Source organism: Streptomyces sp. NPDC111802, from assembly GCF_055634335.1.
On the sequence record NZ_JBVKCZ010000009.1, the window covers coordinates 69657 to 89985 of the forward strand.

14 protein-coding genes are annotated in these 20329 nt (G+C 72.4%); 8 read left to right on the forward strand and 6 right to left on the reverse strand.

The features are described 5' to 3' along the window. Positions 1–17: 17 nt before the first annotated feature. The 3 genes from ACZ7NC_RS12075 to ACZ7NC_RS12085 form a co-directional block, all read right to left on the reverse strand. Positions 18–1589, reverse strand: a complete 1572-nt coding sequence (locus ACZ7NC_RS12075; protein ID WP_471487288.1) for a M23 family metallopeptidase — start codon at positions 1587–1589, stop codon at positions 18–20. 217 nt (positions 1590–1806) lie between these two features. Continuing rightward, positions 1807–2667, reverse strand: coding sequence for a lipase family alpha/beta hydrolase (locus ACZ7NC_RS12080; RefSeq protein WP_471487290.1), 861 nt, complete (start codon positions 2665–2667; stop codon positions 1807–1809). Between the two features lie 220 nt (positions 2668–2887). Continuing rightward, positions 2888–3142, reverse strand: coding sequence for a hypothetical protein (locus ACZ7NC_RS12085; protein WP_471487292.1), 255 nt, complete (start codon positions 3140–3142; stop codon positions 2888–2890). A gap of 175 nt (positions 3143–3317) precedes the next feature. Here ACZ7NC_RS12085 and ACZ7NC_RS12090 point away from each other — a divergent pair, with 175 nt between their 5' ends. After that, positions 3318–3734 carry a cobalamin B12-binding domain-containing protein gene (locus ACZ7NC_RS12090; protein ID WP_471487294.1) on the forward strand — a complete coding sequence of 139 codons (417 nt, stop codon included), beginning with the start codon at positions 3318–3320 and terminating at the stop codon, positions 3732–3734. A 148-nt stretch (positions 3735–3882) separates the two neighbouring features. On the opposite strand, the gene ACZ7NC_RS12095 is transcribed toward ACZ7NC_RS12090, so the two are convergent. Both ACZ7NC_RS12095 and ACZ7NC_RS12100 read right to left on the reverse strand, forming a co-directional pair. Continuing rightward, positions 3883–5517 (reverse strand): DUF5691 domain-containing protein, encoded by a 1635-nt coding sequence (locus tag ACZ7NC_RS12095; protein ID WP_471487296.1) that lies wholly within the window; start codon positions 5515–5517, stop codon positions 3883–3885. An 86-nt stretch (positions 5518–5603) separates the two neighbouring features. Further along, the gene (locus ACZ7NC_RS12100; RefSeq protein WP_471487298.1) at positions 5604–6959 is read right to left on the reverse strand and encodes an SWIM zinc finger family protein; all 1356 of its coding nucleotides are present in this window, start codon (positions 6957–6959) and stop codon (positions 5604–5606) included. A gap of 154 nt (positions 6960–7113) precedes the next feature. Here ACZ7NC_RS12100 and ACZ7NC_RS12105 point away from each other — a divergent pair, with 154 nt between their 5' ends. The 7 genes from ACZ7NC_RS12105 (at position 7114) to sucD (ending at position 19089) form a co-directional block, all read left to right on the forward strand. Further along, positions 7114–8244 (forward strand): ATP-binding protein, encoded by a 1131-nt coding sequence (locus ACZ7NC_RS12105; protein WP_471487300.1) that lies wholly within the window; start codon positions 7114–7116, stop codon positions 8242–8244. A 341-nt stretch (positions 8245–8585) separates the two neighbouring features. Beyond that, positions 8586–11447 (forward strand): DUF5682 family protein, encoded by a 2862-nt coding sequence (locus tag ACZ7NC_RS12110; protein ID WP_471487523.1) that lies wholly within the window; start codon positions 8586–8588, stop codon positions 11445–11447. A 148-nt stretch (positions 11448–11595) separates the two neighbouring features. Next, the gene (locus ACZ7NC_RS12115; protein ID WP_471487302.1) at positions 11596–12759 is read left to right on the forward strand and encodes a VWA domain-containing protein; all 1164 of its coding nucleotides are present in this window, start codon (positions 11596–11598) and stop codon (positions 12757–12759) included. A gap of 234 nt (positions 12760–12993) precedes the next feature. Further along, on the forward strand, positions 12994–14052 hold the full coding sequence (locus ACZ7NC_RS12120) for a hypothetical protein (RefSeq protein ID WP_471487304.1): 1059 nt from the start codon (positions 12994–12996) through the stop codon (positions 14050–14052). A gap of 240 nt (positions 14053–14292) precedes the next feature. After that, positions 14293–16482, forward strand: coding sequence for a hypothetical protein (locus ACZ7NC_RS12125; protein ID WP_471487306.1), 2190 nt, complete (start codon positions 14293–14295; stop codon positions 16480–16482). 513 nt (positions 16483–16995) lie between these two features. Further along, a complete protein-coding gene (gene sucC / locus ACZ7NC_RS12130; RefSeq protein WP_471487308.1) occupies positions 16996–18177 on the forward strand; it encodes an ADP-forming succinate--CoA ligase subunit beta in 1182 nt (393 codons plus the stop codon). 27 nt (positions 18178–18204) lie between these two features. Then, on the forward strand, positions 18205–19089 hold the full coding sequence (gene sucD, locus ACZ7NC_RS12135) for a succinate--CoA ligase subunit alpha (protein WP_471487310.1): 885 nt from the start codon (positions 18205–18207) through the stop codon (positions 19087–19089). An 88-nt stretch (positions 19090–19177) separates the two neighbouring features. Here the strand turns inward: sucD and ACZ7NC_RS12140 are convergent, their stop codons facing one another. Beyond that, positions 19178–20311 carry a sigma factor-like helix-turn-helix DNA-binding protein gene (locus ACZ7NC_RS12140; RefSeq protein ID WP_471487312.1) on the reverse strand — a complete coding sequence of 378 codons (1134 nt, stop codon included), beginning with the start codon at positions 20309–20311 and terminating at the stop codon, positions 19178–19180. Between the last annotated feature and the right edge of the window lie 18 nt (positions 20312–20329).

Here is a 20329-nt window from a genome sequence, read left to right on the forward strand (position 1 = left end):
CGAGGCGGTGGCGTCGTTTACGTCGGGTCGACCCCGTGGCTGCGCAGCCAGGGCAGCGGGTCTATGGCCGAGCCGCCGCCGGGGCGTACCTCGAAGTGCAGGTGCGGGCCGGTCGAGTTGCCGGAGTTGCCGGAGTACGCGATCGGGTCGCCGGCCTTGACCGTGGTACCGGAGGCCACGCGGTAGGTGGAGAGGTGGCAGTACCACGTCTCCGTGCCGTCCTTCGCGGTCACGATCATCATGTTGCCGTAGGCGCTGTTCCACTGCGTGCGGACGGTGCCGTCGGTCGCGGCCATCACCGTCGTGCCGTAGGAGACGGGGAAGTCGATACCGGTGTGCACGGACATCCAGTTGATGCCGGACTGGCCGAAGTAGGCGCTGAGGCCGTGCTGTGCGACCGGGACCGCGAACTTCGGGCGCAGCCGCTCCTTGCGCGCGGCCTCCTCGGCGGCCTTCCGCTTCTCGGCCGCCTGCTGGGCCTTGAGGTCGATGCGCTCCTGGGTACGGCTGGCCCGGTCGGCGAAGTCGTCGACGCCGGCGGAGAGGCTCTCCAGCTGGGTGTCCAGCTTGTTGTTCGCGGTGGACGGCTTCACGGCCTCGCCCTCCGCGGCCAGCGTGGACGCGTCCTTGTCGTCGGTCAGCGTGCCGACGGAGGCGGCGGCGATGCCCGCGACGCCCATCACACACGCCGAGGGCACGGCGATCGTCAGCAGCGCGGAGCGCTTGGGGGGCGTACGGCGACGGGAGCGCGACCCGCTGCGGGAGGCGGCGCGCGAGGAGGGGGCCGGGGTGGACTCCTCCTGGTCGTCGAGGAGCGGGGCCACGGCGGGGAGTTCGCCCGTGGCGCTCAACTCGGCTTCCTGCTGGGCCGGGTCGTCGTACTGGGTGTGCTCGTACGGCGTGTGCTCGTCGTAGGCCGCCGGGTCTTCGTACGCCGAGTGTTCTTCGTACGCCGAGTGGTCCTCGTAGGCAGAGTGTTCTTCGTAGGCCGTGGGGGAGCCGTGCTCGATCTGCTCGAAGTGCGCCGTCGCCTGCTGGTCGAAGGATTCTGCTGACTGCTCGTAGTCGTCGGTCGTCCGCGCCGCGGTGCCGTCGGAGTTCCACTGGGTGGCGTCGTACGCCCCCGTGTCGAAGGCCGTCGTGCCCCATTCCCAGTGCTGGGTCTGGTCGGCCGGGGTGCCGGACTGGTCGGGCTGGAGCCAGGCGTTCGCGTCCCACTGACCGGAGACGTCATGGCCGTTGGCCTGCTGCGGGACGAAGGCGAGCCGCTCGTGTTCGGTCGTCCAGGCCGCGCTGTCGTACGCGCCGGTGTCATAGGCGGCCTGGTGCTGGCCCGCATAGGCGTCGTAGTGCGCGGTGTGGTGGCTGCCCGTGGACCACTGCGTGGCGTCGTACGCGCCCGTGCCCTCGCCGGGAAGGCTGCCGAACAGCGGGTCGGCGTCGAAGGTCGGGGCGGTGTGGCCGGCGGTGGCATATCCGTTGGCGTCGTAGGCGCCGTACGTGGTGGAGTCACCGTAGTGGGCTTCCTGCGTGCCGTACGACGCGTAGTGCGCCGAGGCGGCGTCGGAAGCCGAAGCCGGAGACGTCATGGTCCCCGACGGGTGACGATCGTTCACCAACTTCTCTCTCGCCTCGACAACAGGGGCTGCCAGAGCAGTGCGGCGACTGTACCCGGCAGTACGCGGGCACGACAATCTTCCGCAGGTTTCGCTCGCGCAGGAAACGGGCATTCGGCCGTGTTTTGGCGGACTGTGGGCGCGAGTTTGGCCTTGTGTTCGAAGATTGTTCGATGCTGGACGACTGTCGTTACGCCACCGTGAGGCCGTCGGGGTGGGCTGCGACCTCGGTTGTCGTCTGTGCGGAGTCGAGGGCCTGCCGTATTCCGGTCGCCACGGCCGGGTGCACCGGCAGGGCGAGGTGACCGACACCGCTCACGCGGACGTTCTGCGCCATCAGGTCCGGGTGGTCGATGCAGGCCGTCTCCAGCGGGTCCATCAGATGGTCGAGGTCGCTCCAGAAGCTCACGAAGTGCGTACGGCAGCCGGATGCGGGGCGGGTCAGTTCCTCGAGGATCGGTGAGCCGGGGCGCATCTGGCGCACGATGGGGTGCGCGTTGGCCAGCGGGACGACACGGGTGCCGGAGTGCGGCGTGCCGAGCGTGACGAGCGTACGGACCCGGTGGTCGCCGCCGAGGCGCTGAACGTAGTAACGCGCTATCAGCCCGCCGAGGCTGTGCCCGACGATGTCGACCTGCTTGCTGCCGGTGCGCTCGCAGATCCCCTCTATGTGTCGGCCGAGCAGCTCGGCGGCGGTGCGGATGTCGCAGGTCAGGGGTGAGTAGTTGAGCGACTCGACCTGGTGCCTGCCGTCCTGGGCGAGGCTGCGCCGCAGCAGGACGAAGACGGAGCGGTTGTCTATGAAGCCGTGCAGCAGGACGACGGGGGGCCTCGCCCCCGTGGGCAGCTGGGCGGTGTCGGGTGTGGGGAGGTCGGGGGTGGTCCGGCGCTCCTGTGTGATGCCGGATGGGTAGAGCAGCAGGTGCCCGGCGAGGATCGCGATCTCCAGGGCGGTCGCCTTCAGCAGGGCCAGGGAGAGGCCGGCGAGCCTGCTCGGAAGCAGATGCCGGTAGAGCGGGAGAAACGGGAGTACTGCCCCGGTGACCTTCATGGCCGACCTCCTTGCGGCACGTTGGAGGACGGCTCCGGCCCCCGTGTGCCCTCGTGGGAAGTCGCGACGGAGGTGGCCGACGAGGCATGAGGAGGGCGCGTGGGGCAAGCGAGGCGCGCGCTGCGCGTAGCGGCCTCGGTGGCCGTGCTGCGCCGATGACCTGACGGGGCTCCCTGCCGGTGTGGCGACGAGGCTTCCCCGCTGTCGTGCCTTACCTGCCCTACGTGCCCTTCGTGCCACCGTCGATGCGCCGCACCACCACGTCGCGCGGCCTGCGGCGCGGTGGTGCGGCGACCTCGTTGCGGCTCCCGTTGCGCTTGGTCCCGCTGCGACGCGTGTACCGCAGGCTGCTGCGGCCCGTGTGCCGCAGAGATGTGGAACGTTGCGCGGCGAACGTGTCCCACCGTGTGATTTCCCCCTCGGTCTGCACCGTGAAACTGCCGGTTGCGGGATGCTGGCGATAACGTTCGTTCACTTCTTCGGGCAGTGTGGCCCGGGGCGTCCGTGCCGTGGGGGCACGTCCGGTGCGGTAAGCAGCGGAAAAGTGCGATACGCGCACCATGTATGACATGTGCGGGCTGTGCGGCATAACTCATATATGAGCGATGCTTGTCGGTACGGATGGATGTAGTCGCTTCATGGAGGCAGTGATGGGTGTGGCAGCCGGTCCGATCCGCGTGGTGGTGGCCAAGCCGGGACTCGACGGCCACGATCGCGGGGCCAAGGTGATCGCGCGGGCGCTGCGCGACGCCGGTATGGAGGTCATTTACACCGGGCTTCACCAGACCCCTGAGCAGATCGTCGACACCGCGATCCAGGAGGACGCCGACGCGATCGGCCTGTCCATTCTCTCCGGGGCCCACAACACCCTCTTCGCCGCCGTGATCGATCTGCTCAAGGAGCGTGACGCGGAGGACATCCTCGTCTTCGGCGGCGGGATCATTCCCGAGGACGACATTGCCCCGCTCAAGGAGAAGGGCGTCGCGGAGATCTTCACGCCCGGGGCGACGACACAGTCGATCGTGGACTGGGTCCGGGCGAACGTGCGGCAGCCGGCGGGGGCGTAGGCCGTCGCGTGGTGCGGGTCGGCCCGGGACGCTGTCGCGTGATGCGGGTCGCTCCGCCGGGCTGTCTGCTGGTGGTTGCGGCCCCGGCCCCCCCGGCTCGGCGCGAACGGGCTCGTCCTGAACTGCCTCGGCCTGAACGGGCTCGTCCTCAACTGCCGGACGGGCTCGGCGGTTCCAGTTCCTTGATCATGGCCGCCCGCAACCGCAATGTCGTGACCAGTCGCTGGAACGCCTCCGCCCAATACCCCCCGGCCCCCGGCGACGCGTCCTCCGGCTCGTCCGGTACCGCCAGCAGGCCGTCCAGGCGGCCCGCCTCGGCCGGGTCGAGGCAGCGCTCGGCCAGGCCCATCACTCCACTGAAGCTCCATGGATAACTCCCCGCGTCCCGCGCGATGTTGAGCGCGTCGACCACTGCCCGCCCGAGCGCCGCGGACCACGGCACCGCACACACCCCGAGCAGCTGAAACGCCTCCGACAGACCGTGTGTCGCGATGAACCCGGCGACCCACTCCGCCCGCTCGGCCGAGCCCAGCGTGCCGAGGAGCTTCGCGCGCTCGGCCAGGGACACCGCCCCCGGACCGCCGGCCTCCGCAGCCGAGGGCGACCCGAGCAGCGCCCTCGCCCACTCGGCGTCCCGCTGCCGTACCGCCGCGCGGCACCAGGCCGCGTGCAGCTCGGCCTGCCAGTCGTCCGTCACCGGCAGTGCCACGATCTCCTGAGGGGTACGGCGTCCCAGCCGCCCCGGCCAGGTACTCAGCGGCGCGGCCTCCACCAACTGGCCGAACCACCAGGACCGTTCACCCCGCCCCGCCGGGGCCTTGGCCAGCACGCCGTCGCGCTCCATGCCCGCGTCGCACTCGTGCGGCGCCTCGACGGTGATCGCCGGCGCCTCCCCCGTGTGATCCAGCGCCACGCAGGCCCCGGCCCGCACGGCCATCCGCGCGGCGAGCGCCGAGCCCGGCAGCGCCGACAGCAGCTCCGCGGCCGTCGACCGGACATTGCGGCTCCGGTCGGACAGCGCCTGCTCGAGGAACGGCTCGTCCCGCGGGCCGAGTCCCGTCCGCAGCGAGTCGAGGAACATCAACCGGTCCTCGGCCCGCTCGGTCGCCCACGTCGTGGTCAGCAGCTCACGCGCGGCATCGGGCTCACGCGCGCGTATCGCGGAGAGCAGGGCGACCCGCTCCGCGAACAGCCCCTCCTGCCAGAGCTGTCGGACCTGCGCCGCGTCCTCGAGATGAGGCAGCGACGCGCCCCCGCCCGGGGTCGCGCGCAGGGCGAACCGCCAGTCCGGGTTGAGCCGGGCGAGCCACACCGCGCGCGGGCCCGCGAACGTCAGCGCCGCAGGGCGTAGATCCGTACGCCCTCGCGCGGCGTCCAGCAGGGCGGGCATCACCTCGGGGCGTGGCCCGAAACCCCGGTTGTTCGCGGTCGCGAGCCACTCGGGCAGCAGTTCCACGAGGTCGGGTGCCGTGCCCCTGCGGCCGCCGCCGGACACGCCCGGACGGTCGGACAGCAGCATCGCCAGCCTGCGGGCCGCCGCCGGGGGCAGCGCCGGTCGCGGGTCCTCCGGGGCCGGCTGGGGACGTTGCGCGGCCCGCGCCGGCCGCAGCCCGGCCCGTCGCCGTACGGTCTCCACGGCCGCCGCGTCCAGCAGCGCCACCGGTGCCTCCCGGCCCGGTGTGCCGCCCGGGGCCGTACGCCGGTCCGTCCCGAGCAGCGCCGCCGTGACGAGCTCCTCCCAGGCGCTGGGCGCCGAATCCACGGGAACGGAGGGACTGTTCATGGGGTCATTCCTCTCTGCCTTCGTGCGGGGTGCCGTGGAGTTCGCGGTGGGTGTCGTGGTGGAGTCCGGGCGGTGGAGCCTGCCGCTCAGCACAGCTGTACGGCCTCTCCCGTCCCCTCCGGCCAGGCCGTCAGCGGGGTGAAGCCGCGGTGGCCGCACTCGCCGAACACCGTGACCGGCGCACCGCCCGACAGCGCGACGAGGCGCCACAGGCCGGGACGGGCGCGGGCGGCCGGGGTGAGCGGCAGAGCTGTGTCCGCGTCGGCGTCCGCGAGCTGCCATGAGTCGCCGTCCGGAGTCGGTGTGACCCTGTCCAGGGTCACCGGGACGGACTCCAGCCATGGATCGGCGCGGAGCGCCTCGCCGTAACGGGCGGTCGCCTCGGCCGTCGTCACGCCCGGCGGCCGTATCGCCGCTGGTGCGGGCGGTGCGAACTGCTCACCCAGTGCGGCTCGTAGCTGCCCGGCGCCCGGGTACGACGCCACCTCCGCCTCCAGCGCCAGCCCCACCGGCAGCGTCAGCTCCGGGGCACGGCCGGCGGCGCCATAAGAGAGGAGCAGCGCGGTGCGGCCCGAGTCGGCGCCGTGCAGCCATATCCGGCGCGTCGTCAGTTTCACGTCGGCCGTGTCGTACTGGGCGAGAACCAGCCAGCGGTCCCGCACCGGCGGACCGTCCGCCGAGGCGGGCAGGCCGATGCGGGAGCGGACCGTGTCCGCCAGGCCGTCGGGCAGCCCTTCGCGGCGCAGCCAGCCCTGGTCGAGGAGGTGGATCAGGGCGCACTCCTCCAGCAGACGCACCGGCCAGCCGGGGCCGGATGCCGGGATCGCCCCCAACTCCCGCACCCGTGCGGCCAGCCCAGGGGCCTGGGCGTCGACCATGCGGGCGGCCGTCTCCTCCCACAGCCCGTACCCCGCCTGTTCCGCCCCGGCCAGGCCGCCGCGCAGCAGGTCAGCCAGACGCTGCTCCAGCTCCGTCGCCCCCGCGGTGACCCGTACGGCCCGGCGCTCCGCCCTGCGTCGTGCCGCCTCCGGGTCGGCGGACGCCGTAGCGGAACCGGGGTCGCCCGCCGACCGCTTCTCCTCGGCGCGCTGCCTTCTCCCCTTTATCCACTGCTCAGCCCAGTCCGGCGGCTGCCCCTGCGGCACCGCACCGTCTCCGCCGGCCCAGAGCAGCAGCAGCCCGAGCGCGTGCTTGCACGGGAACTTCCGGCTCGGGCAACTGCACTTGTACGCGGGCCCCGATGCGTCCGCGATGTCGATGACCGTCTGATACGGCTTGCTGCCACTGCCCTTGCACAGCCCCCACACCGTCCCTTCGTCGGCACTCCCCGCCTCGGACCACGGCCCCGCCGCGCCGAGTTTGCTTCCGGCTTTGCGTGACGCGGCGTCAGGCGCCAGCGCCAGCACCTGGTCCGCGGTCCAGCGCACCCCCTGCTGAGTCATGCCATCGAAGGTAGATCCCAGCACTGACAATCGGTCCGCCGTGCCCTGCCGCGAGCACGTTTTCGCAGGTCGGAACGCATTGTCAGTGGCGTGGTGCAACGTGGGTGCCAGATCCGAAGCGGCTGAACCGGCCGAGCTGGAGGGGGACTTTGCCATGCCTGTGTCCGTAGAACCGACATCCGTCGAAGCGGGGGAGACAGAACCGGCCGAGGCGTTGCGACCGCATGCCGAGGACGCCTTCGCCCATGAACTCGCCGCACTGGCCGTGCAGGACGACCGGCCGCGCCCGGCCCGCTGGAAGCTGTCGCCGTGGGCCGTCGCCACATATCTGCTCGGCGGCACCCTGCCGGACGGCACGGTGATCACACCGAAGTACGTGGGCCCGCGCCGCATCGTCGAGGTCGCCGTCACCACGCTGGCCACCGATCGCGCCCTGCTCCTGCTGGGCGTGCCCGGCACTGCGAAGACCTGGGTCTCCGAGCACCTGGCCGCGGCGGTCAGCGGCGATTCGACACTGCTGGTGCAGGGCACGGCCGGCACGCCGGAGGAGGCGATCCGGTACGGCTGGAACTACGCGCAGCTGCTCGCGCACGGGCCGAGCCGTGACGCCCTTGTGCCCAGCCCCGTGATGCGTGCCATGGCGGACGGGATGACCGCACGCGTCGAGGAACTGACCCGTATTCCGGCCGATGTGCAGGACACGCTGATCACGATCCTGTCGGAGAAGACGCTGCCGATACCGGAGTTGGGGCAGGAGGTGCAGGCGGTCCGCGGCTTCAACCTGATCGCCACGGCCAACGATCGCGACCGTGGCGTCAACGACCTCTCCAGCGCCCTGCGCCGCCGCTTCAACACGGTCGTGCTGCCGCTGCCGGAGAGCGTCGAGGCCGAGGTGGACATCGTCTCCCGCCGCGTCGACCAGATCGGCCGTTCGCTCGACCTGCCGGCCGTGCCGGAGGGTGTCGACGAGATCCTCCGGGTCGTCACCGTCTTCCGTGAGCTGCGCGACGGGGTGACGTCCGACGGCCGCACGAAGCTGAAGTCGCCGAGCGGCACGCTGTCGACGGCGGAGGCGATCTCCGTCGTCACCAGCGGCCTCGCCCTGGCCGCCCACTTCGGCGACGGGGTGCTGCGCCCCGCCGATGTCGCCGCGGGCATCCTCGGCGCCGTCGTCCGCGACCCGGCGGCCGACCGGGTCGTCTGGCAGGAGTACCTGGAGGCGGTCGTGCGCGAACGGGACGGCTGGACGGACTTCTACCGGGCGTGCCGGGAGGTGAGCGCGTGAACGACGAGGACGACCTGGGTTGGGGCCGCCCGAGCGGTGGATCGAAGTCCGGCGGCTCCGTGGCCGAGGCGCCATGACGCCGGAGTGAGGGCTGACGAGGCCCGGTTGCGGCCCGTGACGGACGGATGAGGCCGTGACGGTGATGGGTGGTGTGGCCCCTCCTGGTCGCGGAAGCGGCCAGGAGGGCGGCGCCGGCGGCGTCGTGAGGTGGCCGCGGAGGAGAGGGGGAGTGCGCGGTGAGCGGTGACGTGGTGCGTGGGCAGCGGGGCGAGGGCGACGGCGTGATCGGCGGCGGCATCGGACAGTCGGGATCGAGGGGGACGGTGGACGGTGTGACGGGCATGGACGGGACGGGGAGCGGGAGCCTGGAGGCGGGCGCCCACCGGGTGGGCGATGTGCCTGCGGAGGGCCCGGACACCGTGGCCGCACCCGCTCCGACGGTGAGGCCTTCGGGACCGCTGCTGCTCGGCGTACGGCACCACGGGCCCGGGTCGGCGCGGGCGGTGCGGGCGGCGTTGGACGCGGCTCGCCCTCGGACCGTACTGATCGAGGGGCCGCCGGAGGCCGATGTCCTGATCCCGCTCGCCGGCGACGAGGCCATGCGACCGCCGGTCGCCCTCCTCGCCCACGCCGTGGACGAACCCGGCCGCTCGGCCTTCTGGCCGCTGGCCGAGTTCTCCCCCGAGTGGGTCGCGATCCGCTGGGCCGTGGAGCACCAGGTCCCGGCCCGCTTCATCGACCTCCCGGCCACGCACACCTTGGCATGGGGGAAGCAGGACGAGGCCGCGCTCGATGCGGGCGAGGGCGGGGCGAACGAGCCGGGCGCGGACGCCCTGCCCGGGACCGAGGACGGCGACGGTCCGGGCCCCGCGAGCGACCGCACGCCCGGCACCGACGAGGCCGATCCGGGCGACACTCGCGCCGATGTCCGGCTGGACCCGCTCGCCGTGCTCGCCGATGTCGCCGGATACGACGATCCGGAGCGGTGGTGGGAGGACGTGGTCGAGCACCGGGGAGCGGGGGACGGGGACGCGTTCGCGCCGTTCCTCGGGCTCGAAGAGGCCATGGGGGCGTTGCGGGAGGCGTATGGGAGCGGGGGGCACGAGCGGGACCTCGTGCGCGAGGCCTATATGCGGCTCCAACTACGGGCCGCGCAGGGGGAGTTCGGGGACGACGTGGCCGTCGTGTGCGGGGCGTGGCATGTGCCCGCGCTGCGGCAGAAGAGCACCGTGGGCGCGGACAAGGCACTGCTGAAGGGGCTGCCCAAGGCCAAGGCCGACATGACCTGGGTGCCGTGGACGTATCGCCGGTTGGCTCGGGTCAGCGGGTACGGAGCGGGGATCGACTCACCGGGGTGGTACGGGCACCTCTTCAGCGCGCCGGACCGGCCCGTCGAGCGCTGGCTGACCAAGGTGGCCGGGCTCCTGCGGGACGAGGACCGGATCGTGTCCTCTGCGCATGTCATCGAGGCGGTCCGGCTGGCGGAGACGCTCGCGGCGATGCGCGGGCGCCCCCTGCCGGGGCTGAGCGAGACGACCGACGCGGTGCGGGCGGTGATGTGCGACGGCTCGGACGTGCCGCTGGCGTTGGTACAGGACCGGCTCGTCGTGGGCGACGTGCTGGGGGAGGTGCCGCCGTCGGCGCCGGCGGTGCCGTTGCAGCGGGACCTCGACCGGAGCCAGCGGCGGTTGCGGCTCAAGCCGGAGGCGCTGGAGCGGGAGTTGGAGCTCGACCTGCGCAAGGAGAACGACGCCGAGCGCAGCAGGCTGCTGCATCGGCTGCGGCTGCTCCGCGTGGAGTGGGGCGAGCCGGTCGCTTCGCGGGGGAGTACGGGGACCTTCCGGGAGACGTGGCGGCTGCGGTGGGAGCCCGAGCTGTCCGTGCGGGTCGCGGAGGCCGGGGTGTGGGGGACCACCGTGTATGCGGCGGCGACCGCCAAGGCGGAGGCGGACGCCGTCACCGCGCAGGGCCTCGCCGACGTCACCGCCCTGGCCGAGCGCTGCCTCCTGGCCGAACTGCCGGACGCCCTGCCCACGGTGATGCGGATCCTCGCCGACCGGGCCGCCCTCGACGCCGACGTCGGCCACCTCGCCCAGGCCCTGCCCGCGCTGGTCCGCTCCCTGCGGTACGGCGATGTGCGCGGCACGGACACCGAGGCGCTCGCGGAGGTCGCCGCGGGGCTCGCCGAGCGCATCTTCGTCGGCCTGCCCCCGGCCTGCGCCGCGCTGGACGCCGACGCGGCCGAGGAGATGCGGCGCCATGTGGACGCGGTGCATGGAGCGGTGGGGTTGCTGGGCGATGCGGTGGGGTCGGGGCGAGGTGCTCGGGGCGGTGGCGGGCGCGGTGGCGGTGGCGAGGCTGCGGGGGGCGATGTCCAGGGTGGGGACACCCCTCAAGGGCGCGGGGCGTCGGACGAGGGCAGCCCTTATGGGGGCCGGGTCCCGGGTGCGGGGATGCCGACAGAGCGGGGCACCCCGGGCGCGGGCACCCCGGGCGCGGGCACCCCGGGAGAGCACGCAATCCCGGGCGCAGGCACGCCGGCAGAGCACGCGATCCCGGGCCCGGGCGTGCCCGCAGGCCATGTCAGCCCGGGCAACGCACCCGCCCTCGGGCACGGAGATCTGCGCAGGCGCTGGCACTTGGTGCTTCGGGTGCTGTCCGGGCGGGACACCGTGCCCGGTGTCATCAGGGGGCGGGCCGTGCGGTTGTTGCTGGACGACGGGGAGTTGGCGCAGGACGCGGCGGCGCGGTTGATGGGGCTCGCGTTGTCGCCGGGGACGCCGCCGGCGGATGCGGCCGCGTGGATCGAGGGGTTCGTCGGTGGTGGTTCGGGCGGCGGGATGCTGCTTGTGCACGACGAGCGGCTGCTCGGCCTGGTCGACGCATGGCTCACCGGGGTGTCGGCGGAGGCGTTCACGGATGTGCTGCCGCTGCTGCGGCGGACGTTCTCGGCGTATGAGGCGGGGGTGCGGCGGACCCTCGGGGAGCTGGTTCGGCGCGGGCCGGGGGAGCGGGCGAGTGCGGGGGGCGGGGGTGCCGGGATACCCGGTTTCGCGGCCGAACTCGATGTCGAGCGGGCGGATGCCGTGTTGCCGGTGGTGCGGCTGCTGTTGGGGCTGGACGAAAGGCTGGGCGGGGTGGGAGTGGAAAGGGCCGCTCAGAACGGCCTCGCGGACAACGACTTTGTGGGGGCGACGGGATGACGACTGACGGAGTGCGGCGGACGGGGGAGCGGCCCGGAGAGGTGGGCGTCGTGCTGCGACCGCGTGGGGGTACGGCGCAGGGCCGGCCGATGACGACGACCGTGCCGGTGATCCCGCTCTGGGAGCGGCCTCGTGAGGGAGTGTGCCGATGACGACCGAGACGACTGAGCCGGCCCGGGAGCGGTTGCGGCGGTGGCGGATGGTGCTCGGCGGGGACGACGCCGACGGCACCGGGTGCGCGCTGTCCGGGAAGGATGCCGCGATGGACGGGGCGTTGACCGCGCTCTACGGGAAGGGGGACAAGGCGCAGTCGGGGAAGGGCCGTTCGGCGGGGCTCGGGGCGTCGGCGCCGTCCGTGGCGCGCTGGCTCGGGGACATCCGGACGTACTTCCCGTCCTCCGTCGTACAGGTCATGCAGCGGGACGCCATCGACCGGCTCGGGCTGTCCGCGCTGCTGCTGGAGCCGGAGATGCTGGAGGCGGTGGAGGCCGACGTGCATCTGGTCGGCACGCTGCTCTCGCTCAACCGGGCGATGCCGGAGACCACCAAGGAGACGGCACGGGCCGTGGTGCGCAAGGTCGTCGAGGACCTGGAGAAGCGGCTCGCCACCCGTACCCGGGCCACCCTCACCGGTGCTCTCGACCGCAGTGCCCGTATCAACCGGCCCCGCCATCACGACATCGACTGGAACCGCACGATCGCGGCCAACCTCAAGCACTACCTGCCGGAGTACCGGACCATCGTGCCGGAGCGGCTCATCGGGTACGGGCGGGCGTCGCAGTCCGTGAAGAAGGAGGTCATCCTCTGCATCGACCAGTCGGGGTCGATGGCGGCATCCGTGGTGTACGCGTCGGTGTTCGGGGCCGTGCTGGCGTCCATGCGGTCCATCAGCACCCGGCTCGTCGTCTTCGACACCTCCGTCGTCGACCTCACCGACCAGCTCGACGACCCGGTCGACGTGCTGTTCGGCACGCAACTCGGTGGCGGCACGGACATCAACCGGGCGCTCGCATACTGCCAGTCGCAGATCACCCGGCCCGCGGAGACGGTGGTCGTGCTGATCAGCGACCTGTACGAGGGAGGGATACGGAACGAGATGCTCAAGCGGGTGGCGGCGATGAAGGCGTCGGGGGTGCAGTTCGTGGCGTTGCTGGCGCTGTCGGACGAAGGGGCACCGGCGTACGACCGGGACCACGCGGCCGCGCTCGGTGCGCTGGGGGCACCGGCCTTCGCGTGTACGCCCGATCTGTTCCCCGAGGTGATGGCGGCGGCCATCGAGAAGCGGCCGATTCCGGTGCCGGACACCGTATGAGGAGGAGTCGGCGGGAATTACCGGTGATTTGTCGACCTGTTGACGACCGACTTCGGCCAGCAAAACGGACATGAGTACCCATCGGTAGTGGGGGGCTTGCGCGACCGCAGCAGGGGCGTGCAAGGATCGGCGTCTCGTGAGCGGTGCGCCGTTGCGCCGCCCGTCCGTACCGCGTCCAGCCGACTCGTCGCGTCACGTGTACTTCGTTCCGCCGCACGGGAGGACCACCCCGCCTTGACCTGGCCAGCCACCTTGCCCGGTGCCGCTGTGCGCGTTCCGCGCATCGCGGCTGGGCGGCGTGTGCTGCAAATGGTGCTGGTGGTGGGCGGTTTGTTCGTGCTCGGCTTCCTTTGCGGGGAGCGGGCGTACGCGGCGGACGGAGTGTCGGTGGGGGCTTCGTCCACGTCGGCCGTTTCGTCCACGTCGGACACCACGGTGTCGGCCGAACTCCGGTCGTCCACCGAGGGCACGGTCGAGCGGCACCTGAACGCGCCCGCGCCCGCCGAGCCCGTGGCCGACGACGAGTCGACGGCTGCGCCGGCCCAGCCGGCTCAGGACCCGGCTCCGCAGGTGCGGGAACCCGAGGCCCAGGAACCCCCGGCCCAAGAATCCCCGGCCTACGCACCCCAGGACCAGGCACCCCAGGCCGCCACCGGCACCCAACTCGTGCAGCCGGTCGGCGATGTCGTGCGGACCGTGACCGAGGATGTCGTCTCGGGGCTGGCCGAGGTGCAGGCAAAGGTGCCGCCGCTCACGGCGTTGCCCTCGCTGCCGACGGCTCCCGAGGCGCCGACGTGGCCGAGCTGGCCGGGGTTGGAGTTCCCCGCGGTTCCCGGGCTCCCGGGCCTGCCGGGCGCCGAGCTGCCCGCGCTGCCCGGCCAGACGCTGCCGGCTCCCGTCACCGGGACGCCGCAGCCGGGGTCGGACGCCCCCGCGCCGGTTGACGGTGGCGGCGACAAGGGGCGTACCGGAAAGGGACGTAGCGGCAAGGAAGCGACCGCCGCCTACGGGCCCCGTTTCGTCGCCGCCGCGGCCCACGCCCCGGCAGCCAGTGACGCGCACCGCACCTCGCCCTCCGGTTACGCCCCCGCCCACCAGGCGCCGGTCGGCCATCCGGGCGTGGTGCTGGGCAGCCACCCGGCGGGCGACAGCGGTACGCCGAGGCACGGGGACGCGCATGCGGTCTCGTTGAGCAGGCGGGTGTCGTTGGGGCTGGTGCCCGGCGCCGCCGCTCTTGTGGAAGCGGACGAAGTCAAGGACAGGCACCGGGACATTCCGGTTTCCCCCGCGTAGCCGCGTAGGCCGCCCCTCCCCGCCGTAGACCTGCCGCGCGGGGGCGGAAACAGGTCTGCCCCTCCGTCCCTCAGGACGGAAGCCGCCGGAGCCGAACCTGGTCCAGCCGGTCCCCGACTTCCCGGACCGCGACCGGAAACGGCGCCGGAATGTCCCCAACCGTCCGAAGTCCCGGAGCTCATCGCTTCCGCGATCTCCGGGGGCCTTCGGAGCCCCAAGATCTAGGGATCCGACGCACGCATGAACAAGAACATCCGCCGTTCGATCGTGATAGCCGCCGGTGTCACCGGCGCGTGGGCGCTCGGTTCGACCGCCGCCAGCGCGGACGAGCTGCCCGCCTCCACCCTCTCCGTACCGGACAAGGCCACCGACGTGACTGACGCGGCCGACAGCACCGACACCTCCGGCCTCCTCGGTGGTGTCACCGACACCGTCAACGGAGTCGTCTCCGGTGTGACGGACACCGTCTCCGGCGTCACCGAAGGTGTCACCGACGGCGTCACCAACGAGGTGACCGACGTCGCCGGTACGGCCAGGACGACACCCTCGAACACCGCCGACCAGGCCCGTCGTTACGTCGACGCCAGGGTCACCGTCCCCTCCGCCGCCAAGGCAAAGGGCGCGGCCCAGGCCATCCAGGGCGCCAAGGCCGCCCGCGCGGACAAGGCCACGGCGCAGGTCGCCGCGCAGGCCGTCGCCGATGTCCACGACGCGTCCCACCACACCCCGCACACCCTGCACACCCCTCACACGCCGCAGACCCCGCACACCCCCGACCTCCCCGGCACCATCGACTACCTCTTCGGCCCCCTCGCCGCCTTCGCGCCCGAGCTGGAGCAGGCGCTCGCCGCCACGCAGACGAAGTTGCAGGGCACCCAGGCGGCGGCTCGTGCGCAGGCGCAGGGCATCGAGGGTGTCGTACGGACGAAGGCGCAGTACGCCGTCGCCGGCGCGGGGCGTACCGCGGCGGGTGCGGGCCATGTCGCACAGGCCGCCGCCGTCCACGCCGACGGCGAGGTCAAGGACACGGCGACGTCCGCCGCGTCCACCGCCATGGGCCGGGTCAGCACCGTCACGGCGGCCGCCGAGGCCTCCGTCTCCGCGGTCCCGAGCCACGTCACCGGCACGGTCGGCGGCGTCGAGCAGCACGTCGTCGGCACCGTCGCCACCGTCCCCGGCACGGTCACCCCGGTCGTCGCGCAGACCGCCGACGCGGTCGTCCCGCCGGTCGCCACCGAGGCCGTGCACGGCGTCGTCACGGTCGCCCACGGCGCCGTGCAGGGTGTCGTCCCGGTCGCCGGGCACGCGGTCGCCGGTGTCGTCCCCGCCGCCACCGACACAGCGGCCGGGGTGACCCCCGTCGCCGGGTACGCGGTGGACAGTGTCCAGTCGGTGGCCGTCGACGCGGTCACCGGCGTCCAGCCCGTCGTCGGCCGGACGGTGGACGGCGTCGTCCCGGTCGCCCACGGTGCGGTGTCCGGTGTCGTACCGGTCGCCCATAGTGCGGTGGCCGGTGTCACCCGGACAGCCGGGCACACGGTCGGCGCCGCGACCGCGCTGGCGTACGGCGTCGTCGCCGACGTCCAGCCCGTGGCCGGCGAGGCCGTCGCGGGTATCCGACCGGTCGCCGCCGGCGCCGTCCAGGACGTACAGCCCGTGGCCCACGGCGCGGTCGGCGACGTACGGCACTTCGCCCACGGCACCGTCGCCGAAGTCCGCCCCCTCGCCTCCGGCGTCGTCGCCGACGTCCGGCCCATCGCTTCCGGCGCCGTCTCCGACGTGCGCCCGGTCGTGCACGGGGTCGCCGCCGACGTATCGCCGTACGCCACCGGTCTGGTCGGTCAGATGACCGCGGATGTCACCGGCAGCGTCCTGCCGCCCGTCGCGGACACCGCCGTGCACGGGGTCGTGCCGGTCGCCGGGCAGGCCGTCGCGGACGCGGGCGCGCTGGCGTACGGCGTGGCCGGAGACGTCCAGCCGTTCACGGGCGGTGTGGTCGGCGAGGTCGACCCGTTCGCGCACGGGGTGGCCGGCCAGGCCGTTCCCTTCGCCGAGGGCGTCACCGAGCAGGTACCGCCGTTCGCGTACGGGGTCACCGGTGCGGTGCGGCCCGTCGTGGACGAGGTCGTGGACACGGTCCGGCCGGTCGTGGACGGGGTCGCAGACAGCGCCACCAACCTGGCGTACGGCGCCACGGACGACGTCCGGCCCTTCGCGGGCGGTGTGGTCGGCGAGGTCGACCCCTTCGCGTACGGGGTGGCCGGGCAGGTCGCGCCCTTCACCGAGGGCCTGACCGGCACGGTCCGGGACTCGGCCGGTCCGCTGGCCGGCAACGCCGTCACCGGTGTGCAGGACGTCGCGCAGTCGATCACTCCGGGCTACGCGCAGGACCTGCACCAGAACCTCCGGGGCGGCGCGTACGGCATCTGACCCCTCCACCCCCGCGTCGCCGAGCGAACCACTCGCAGGGCGACCGACGACTCCGCGGGGCAGACGGCCCCGGACGGCCGAAAGCCGTCGGCCCATCCCGCCGGAACCCCGCGGACGGGCCGGGTGATCCCCATTGGGGTGGGGATCACCCGGCCCATGGCCCACAGGGGCGGCCCATTCGTGCCCCTTCGGGCTGTTCAAGGGACCTCACCGGGTCAACCCCAGCCCGGTGAGGTCCCGCCCGGGTCTGTCCCCGTCACCCTCCCGACACCTCACATTCGGCACGCCGTGCCAGTGATCTCCGCTGATCGCGGCATCATGTGACAGGTATCACCGCTCAGGTGTGACCCGCGATTTAGGGGCCCCCCGCAAGCAGAGATAACCTGCGAGACGGACATGCCGCGCGCTCGGACACCGTGTGCGCCTCCCTTGTGACAGCGGACGTCACGTTGCCCTTCGCGGCACGCCCACGCATCCAACGAACCGCGAGATCACTGATAGGGACGGAAGCGCGTGGACCTGTTCGAGTACCAGGCGAGGGACCTCTTCGCCAAGCACGATGTACCGGTGCTGGCCGGTGAAGTCATCGACACGCCTGAGGCGGCCCGCGCAGCCACTGAGCGCCTCGGTGGCAAGTCCGTCGTCAAGGCCCAGGTGAAGGTCGGCGGCCGTGGCAAGGCCGGTGGCGTGAAGCTCGCCGCCACCGCGGACGAGGCCGTCGCCCGCGCGACGGACATCCTCGGCATGGACATCAAGGGCCACACGGTCCACAAGGTGATGATCGCCGAGACGGCCCCGGAGATCCTGGAGGAGTACTACGTCTCCTTCCTCCTCGACCGTGCCAACCGCACCTTCCTCTCCATCGCGTCCGTCGAGGGCGGCATGGAGATCGAGGAGGTGGCGGCCACCCGCCCGGAGGCCGTCGCCAAGATCGCGATCGACGCCATCGACGGCGTGGACGAGGCCAAGGCCCGCGAGATCGTCGAGGCCGCCAACTTCCCGGCCGAGGTCGCCGACAAGGTCGCGAACGTCCTCATCACGCTGTGGGACACCTTCATCAAGTCGGACGCCCTCCTCGTCGAGGTCAACCCGCTCGCGAAGGTCGCCTCCGGTGACGTCATCGCCCTCGACGGCAAGGTGTCGCTCGACGAGAACGCCGAGTTCCGCCACCCCGAGTACGAGGAGCTGCACGACAAGGACGCGGCCAACCCGCTCGAGGCCGCCGCCAAGGAGAAGAACCTCAACTACGTCAAGCTCGACGGTGAGGTCGGCATCATCGGCAACGGCGCGGGTCTCGTCATGAGCACCCTGGACGTCGTCGCGTACGCCGGTGAGAAGCACGGCAACGTCAAGCCGGCCAACTTCCTGGACATCGGCGGTGGCGCCTCCGCCCAGGTCATGGCCAACGGCCTTGAGATCATCCTCGGCGACCCGGACGTCAAGTCCGTCTTCGTCAACGTCTTCGGTGGCATCACCGCGTGTGACGAGGTCGCCAACGGCATCGTCCAGGCCCTCAAGCTCCTCGAGGACCGCGGCGAGAACGTCACCAAGCCGCTCGTCGTCCGCCTCGACGGCAACAACGCCGAGCTCGGCCGACAGATCCTCACCGACGCCAACCACCCGCTGGTGCAGCGCGTCGACACCATGGACGGCGCGGCCGACAAGGCCGCCGAGCTGGCCCACGCCGCCAAGTAAGCACTCAGGACGAGGACACAACACACCATGGCTATCTGGCTCAACAAGGACAGCAAGGTCATCGTCCAGGGCATGACCGGCGCCACGGGCATGAAGCACACCAAGCTCATGCTCGGCGACGGCACCAGCGTCGTGGGCGGCGTGAACCCGCGCAAGGCGGGGCAGACCGTGGACTTCGACGGCACCGAGGTACCCGTCTTCGGGACCGTCAAGGAGGCCATCGAGGCCACCGGTGCCAACGTCTCCGTCATCTTCGTGCCGGAGAAGTTCACCAAGGACGCGGTCGTCGAGGCCATCGACGCCGAGATCCCGCTGGCCGTCGTGATCACCGAGGGCATCGCCGTGCACGACACGGCGTCCTTCTGGGCGTACGCCGGCAAGAAGGGCAACAAGACCCGCATCATCGGCCCGAACTGCCCCGGCATCATCACCCCGGGCCAGTCGAACGTCGGCATCATCCCGGGCGACATCACCAAGCCGGGCCGCATCGGCCTGGTCTCGAAGTCCGGCACGCTGACGTACCAGATGATGTACGAGCTGCGTGACATCGGCTTCTCGACCGCCGTCGGCATCGGTGGCGACCCGATCATCGGCACCACGCACATCGACGCGCTCGCCGCGTTCGAGGCCGACCCCGACACCGACCTGATCGTCATGATCGGCGAGATCGGTGGCGACGCCGAGGAGCGGGCCGCGGACTTCATCGCGAAGAACGTGACCAAGCCGGTCGTCGGCTATGTCGCGGGCTTCACCGCGCCCGAGGGCAAGACCATGGGCCACGCCGGCGCCATCGTCTCCGGTTCGTCCGGTACGGCCCAGGCGAAGAAGGAGGCCCTGGAGGCCGCGGGCGTCAAGGTCGGCAAGACGCCGACCGAGACCGCGAAGCTCGCCCGCGAGGTCCTCGGCGGCTGAAGACGCTAACGGCACTCGGCCGATCGTTGGTGGGCCCGTTCCCCGTATGGGGGCGGGCCTGCCGGCGTTTTCGCCCGCCACGCGCGCGTCAGAGCGGCTGCGGCGCCAACCGCTGAGGCCCGTGCCCCAGCGCCTTCCGCAGCTTCCTCCGCAGCTCCAGCTCCTTCTCCGACAGCGGCCCCGGCGCCATCCTGGGCGGCACCCCCCGCACCGTGGACCCCGGTGGCACCGGTGGCTCGTACTGCGTCGGGGCCGTGCGCAGGGTCAGCGCCGTCGTTCCGATGAGGGCCACCGTGAAGGCGATCGCCGCTCGCGTCCAGAAGCGTGCCCGGCGTTCGCTGCCGTAGCGCACCGTCGTCGGCCTGGCCGCGCGCAAGCGCTCGACGGCGGCCAGTTCGGCGAGACGGTGGTGCAGTGCCGTGGGGTCGGACAGGTCCGGGAGACGGGCGGCGACCGCGGTGCGGGCGTGCAGGAGGCGATTGGCGGTGGCCCGTGTGGACGCCTCCGTCTCGGCCGCCGTCTCGGGCAGGTCCAGGCCCACACCGTCGTAGAGGACGAGTGTGCGGCGCTGCGGTGGCGGGAGTTGGAGGAGTACGTCCAGCAGGGCGCGGTCGAAGGCGTCGGAGGGCGGCGGTTCGGGGTGCCGGTAGCGGGGGCGGAACCGGTGCCAGGGGGAGAGGGCGAAGTCGTACGCCGTCGCCCGCACCCAGCCCGCCGGATCCGGGTCACGGGCCACCTCCGGCCAGCGCTGCCAGGCGGATTGGAAGGCCCGCTCGACCGATTCACGGGCGAGTTCGCGGCGACCGGTGAGCAGATAGGTCTGCCGTACGAGGGCGGGGGCGCAGAAGGCGTAGAGCGCGTCGAAGGCCTGGGCCGGGGTGAGCCGGCCCTCGGCCGGATGCCCGGGCGGCGGTCCGGAGGCAGGGACGGACTCGAGTACGGCGGCGCCGCCGACGCCTTCAAGCACGGGCTGATCTGCCATCACCTCGGGCTCCTCCGCGTGTTTCTGAACCTCCGTCTCCTCGGCCAGCGACCTGAGCAGTTGCGCGTACACCTCCCGCCGCCGGCCGCTCGGTGTCGTGCGGCCGTTCTCCCACGCGCGTACCGTCTCGCGGCTGACCCCCACTCGTTCCGCTACCTGAGCCCGCGTCAATGAACCGGCCTCGCGCAGGCGTCGGCGTTCCTTCGGCGGGGGGAGCGGGGGTGCGGGGGCCTGTGTCACAAGACACCCCTTTGTCCG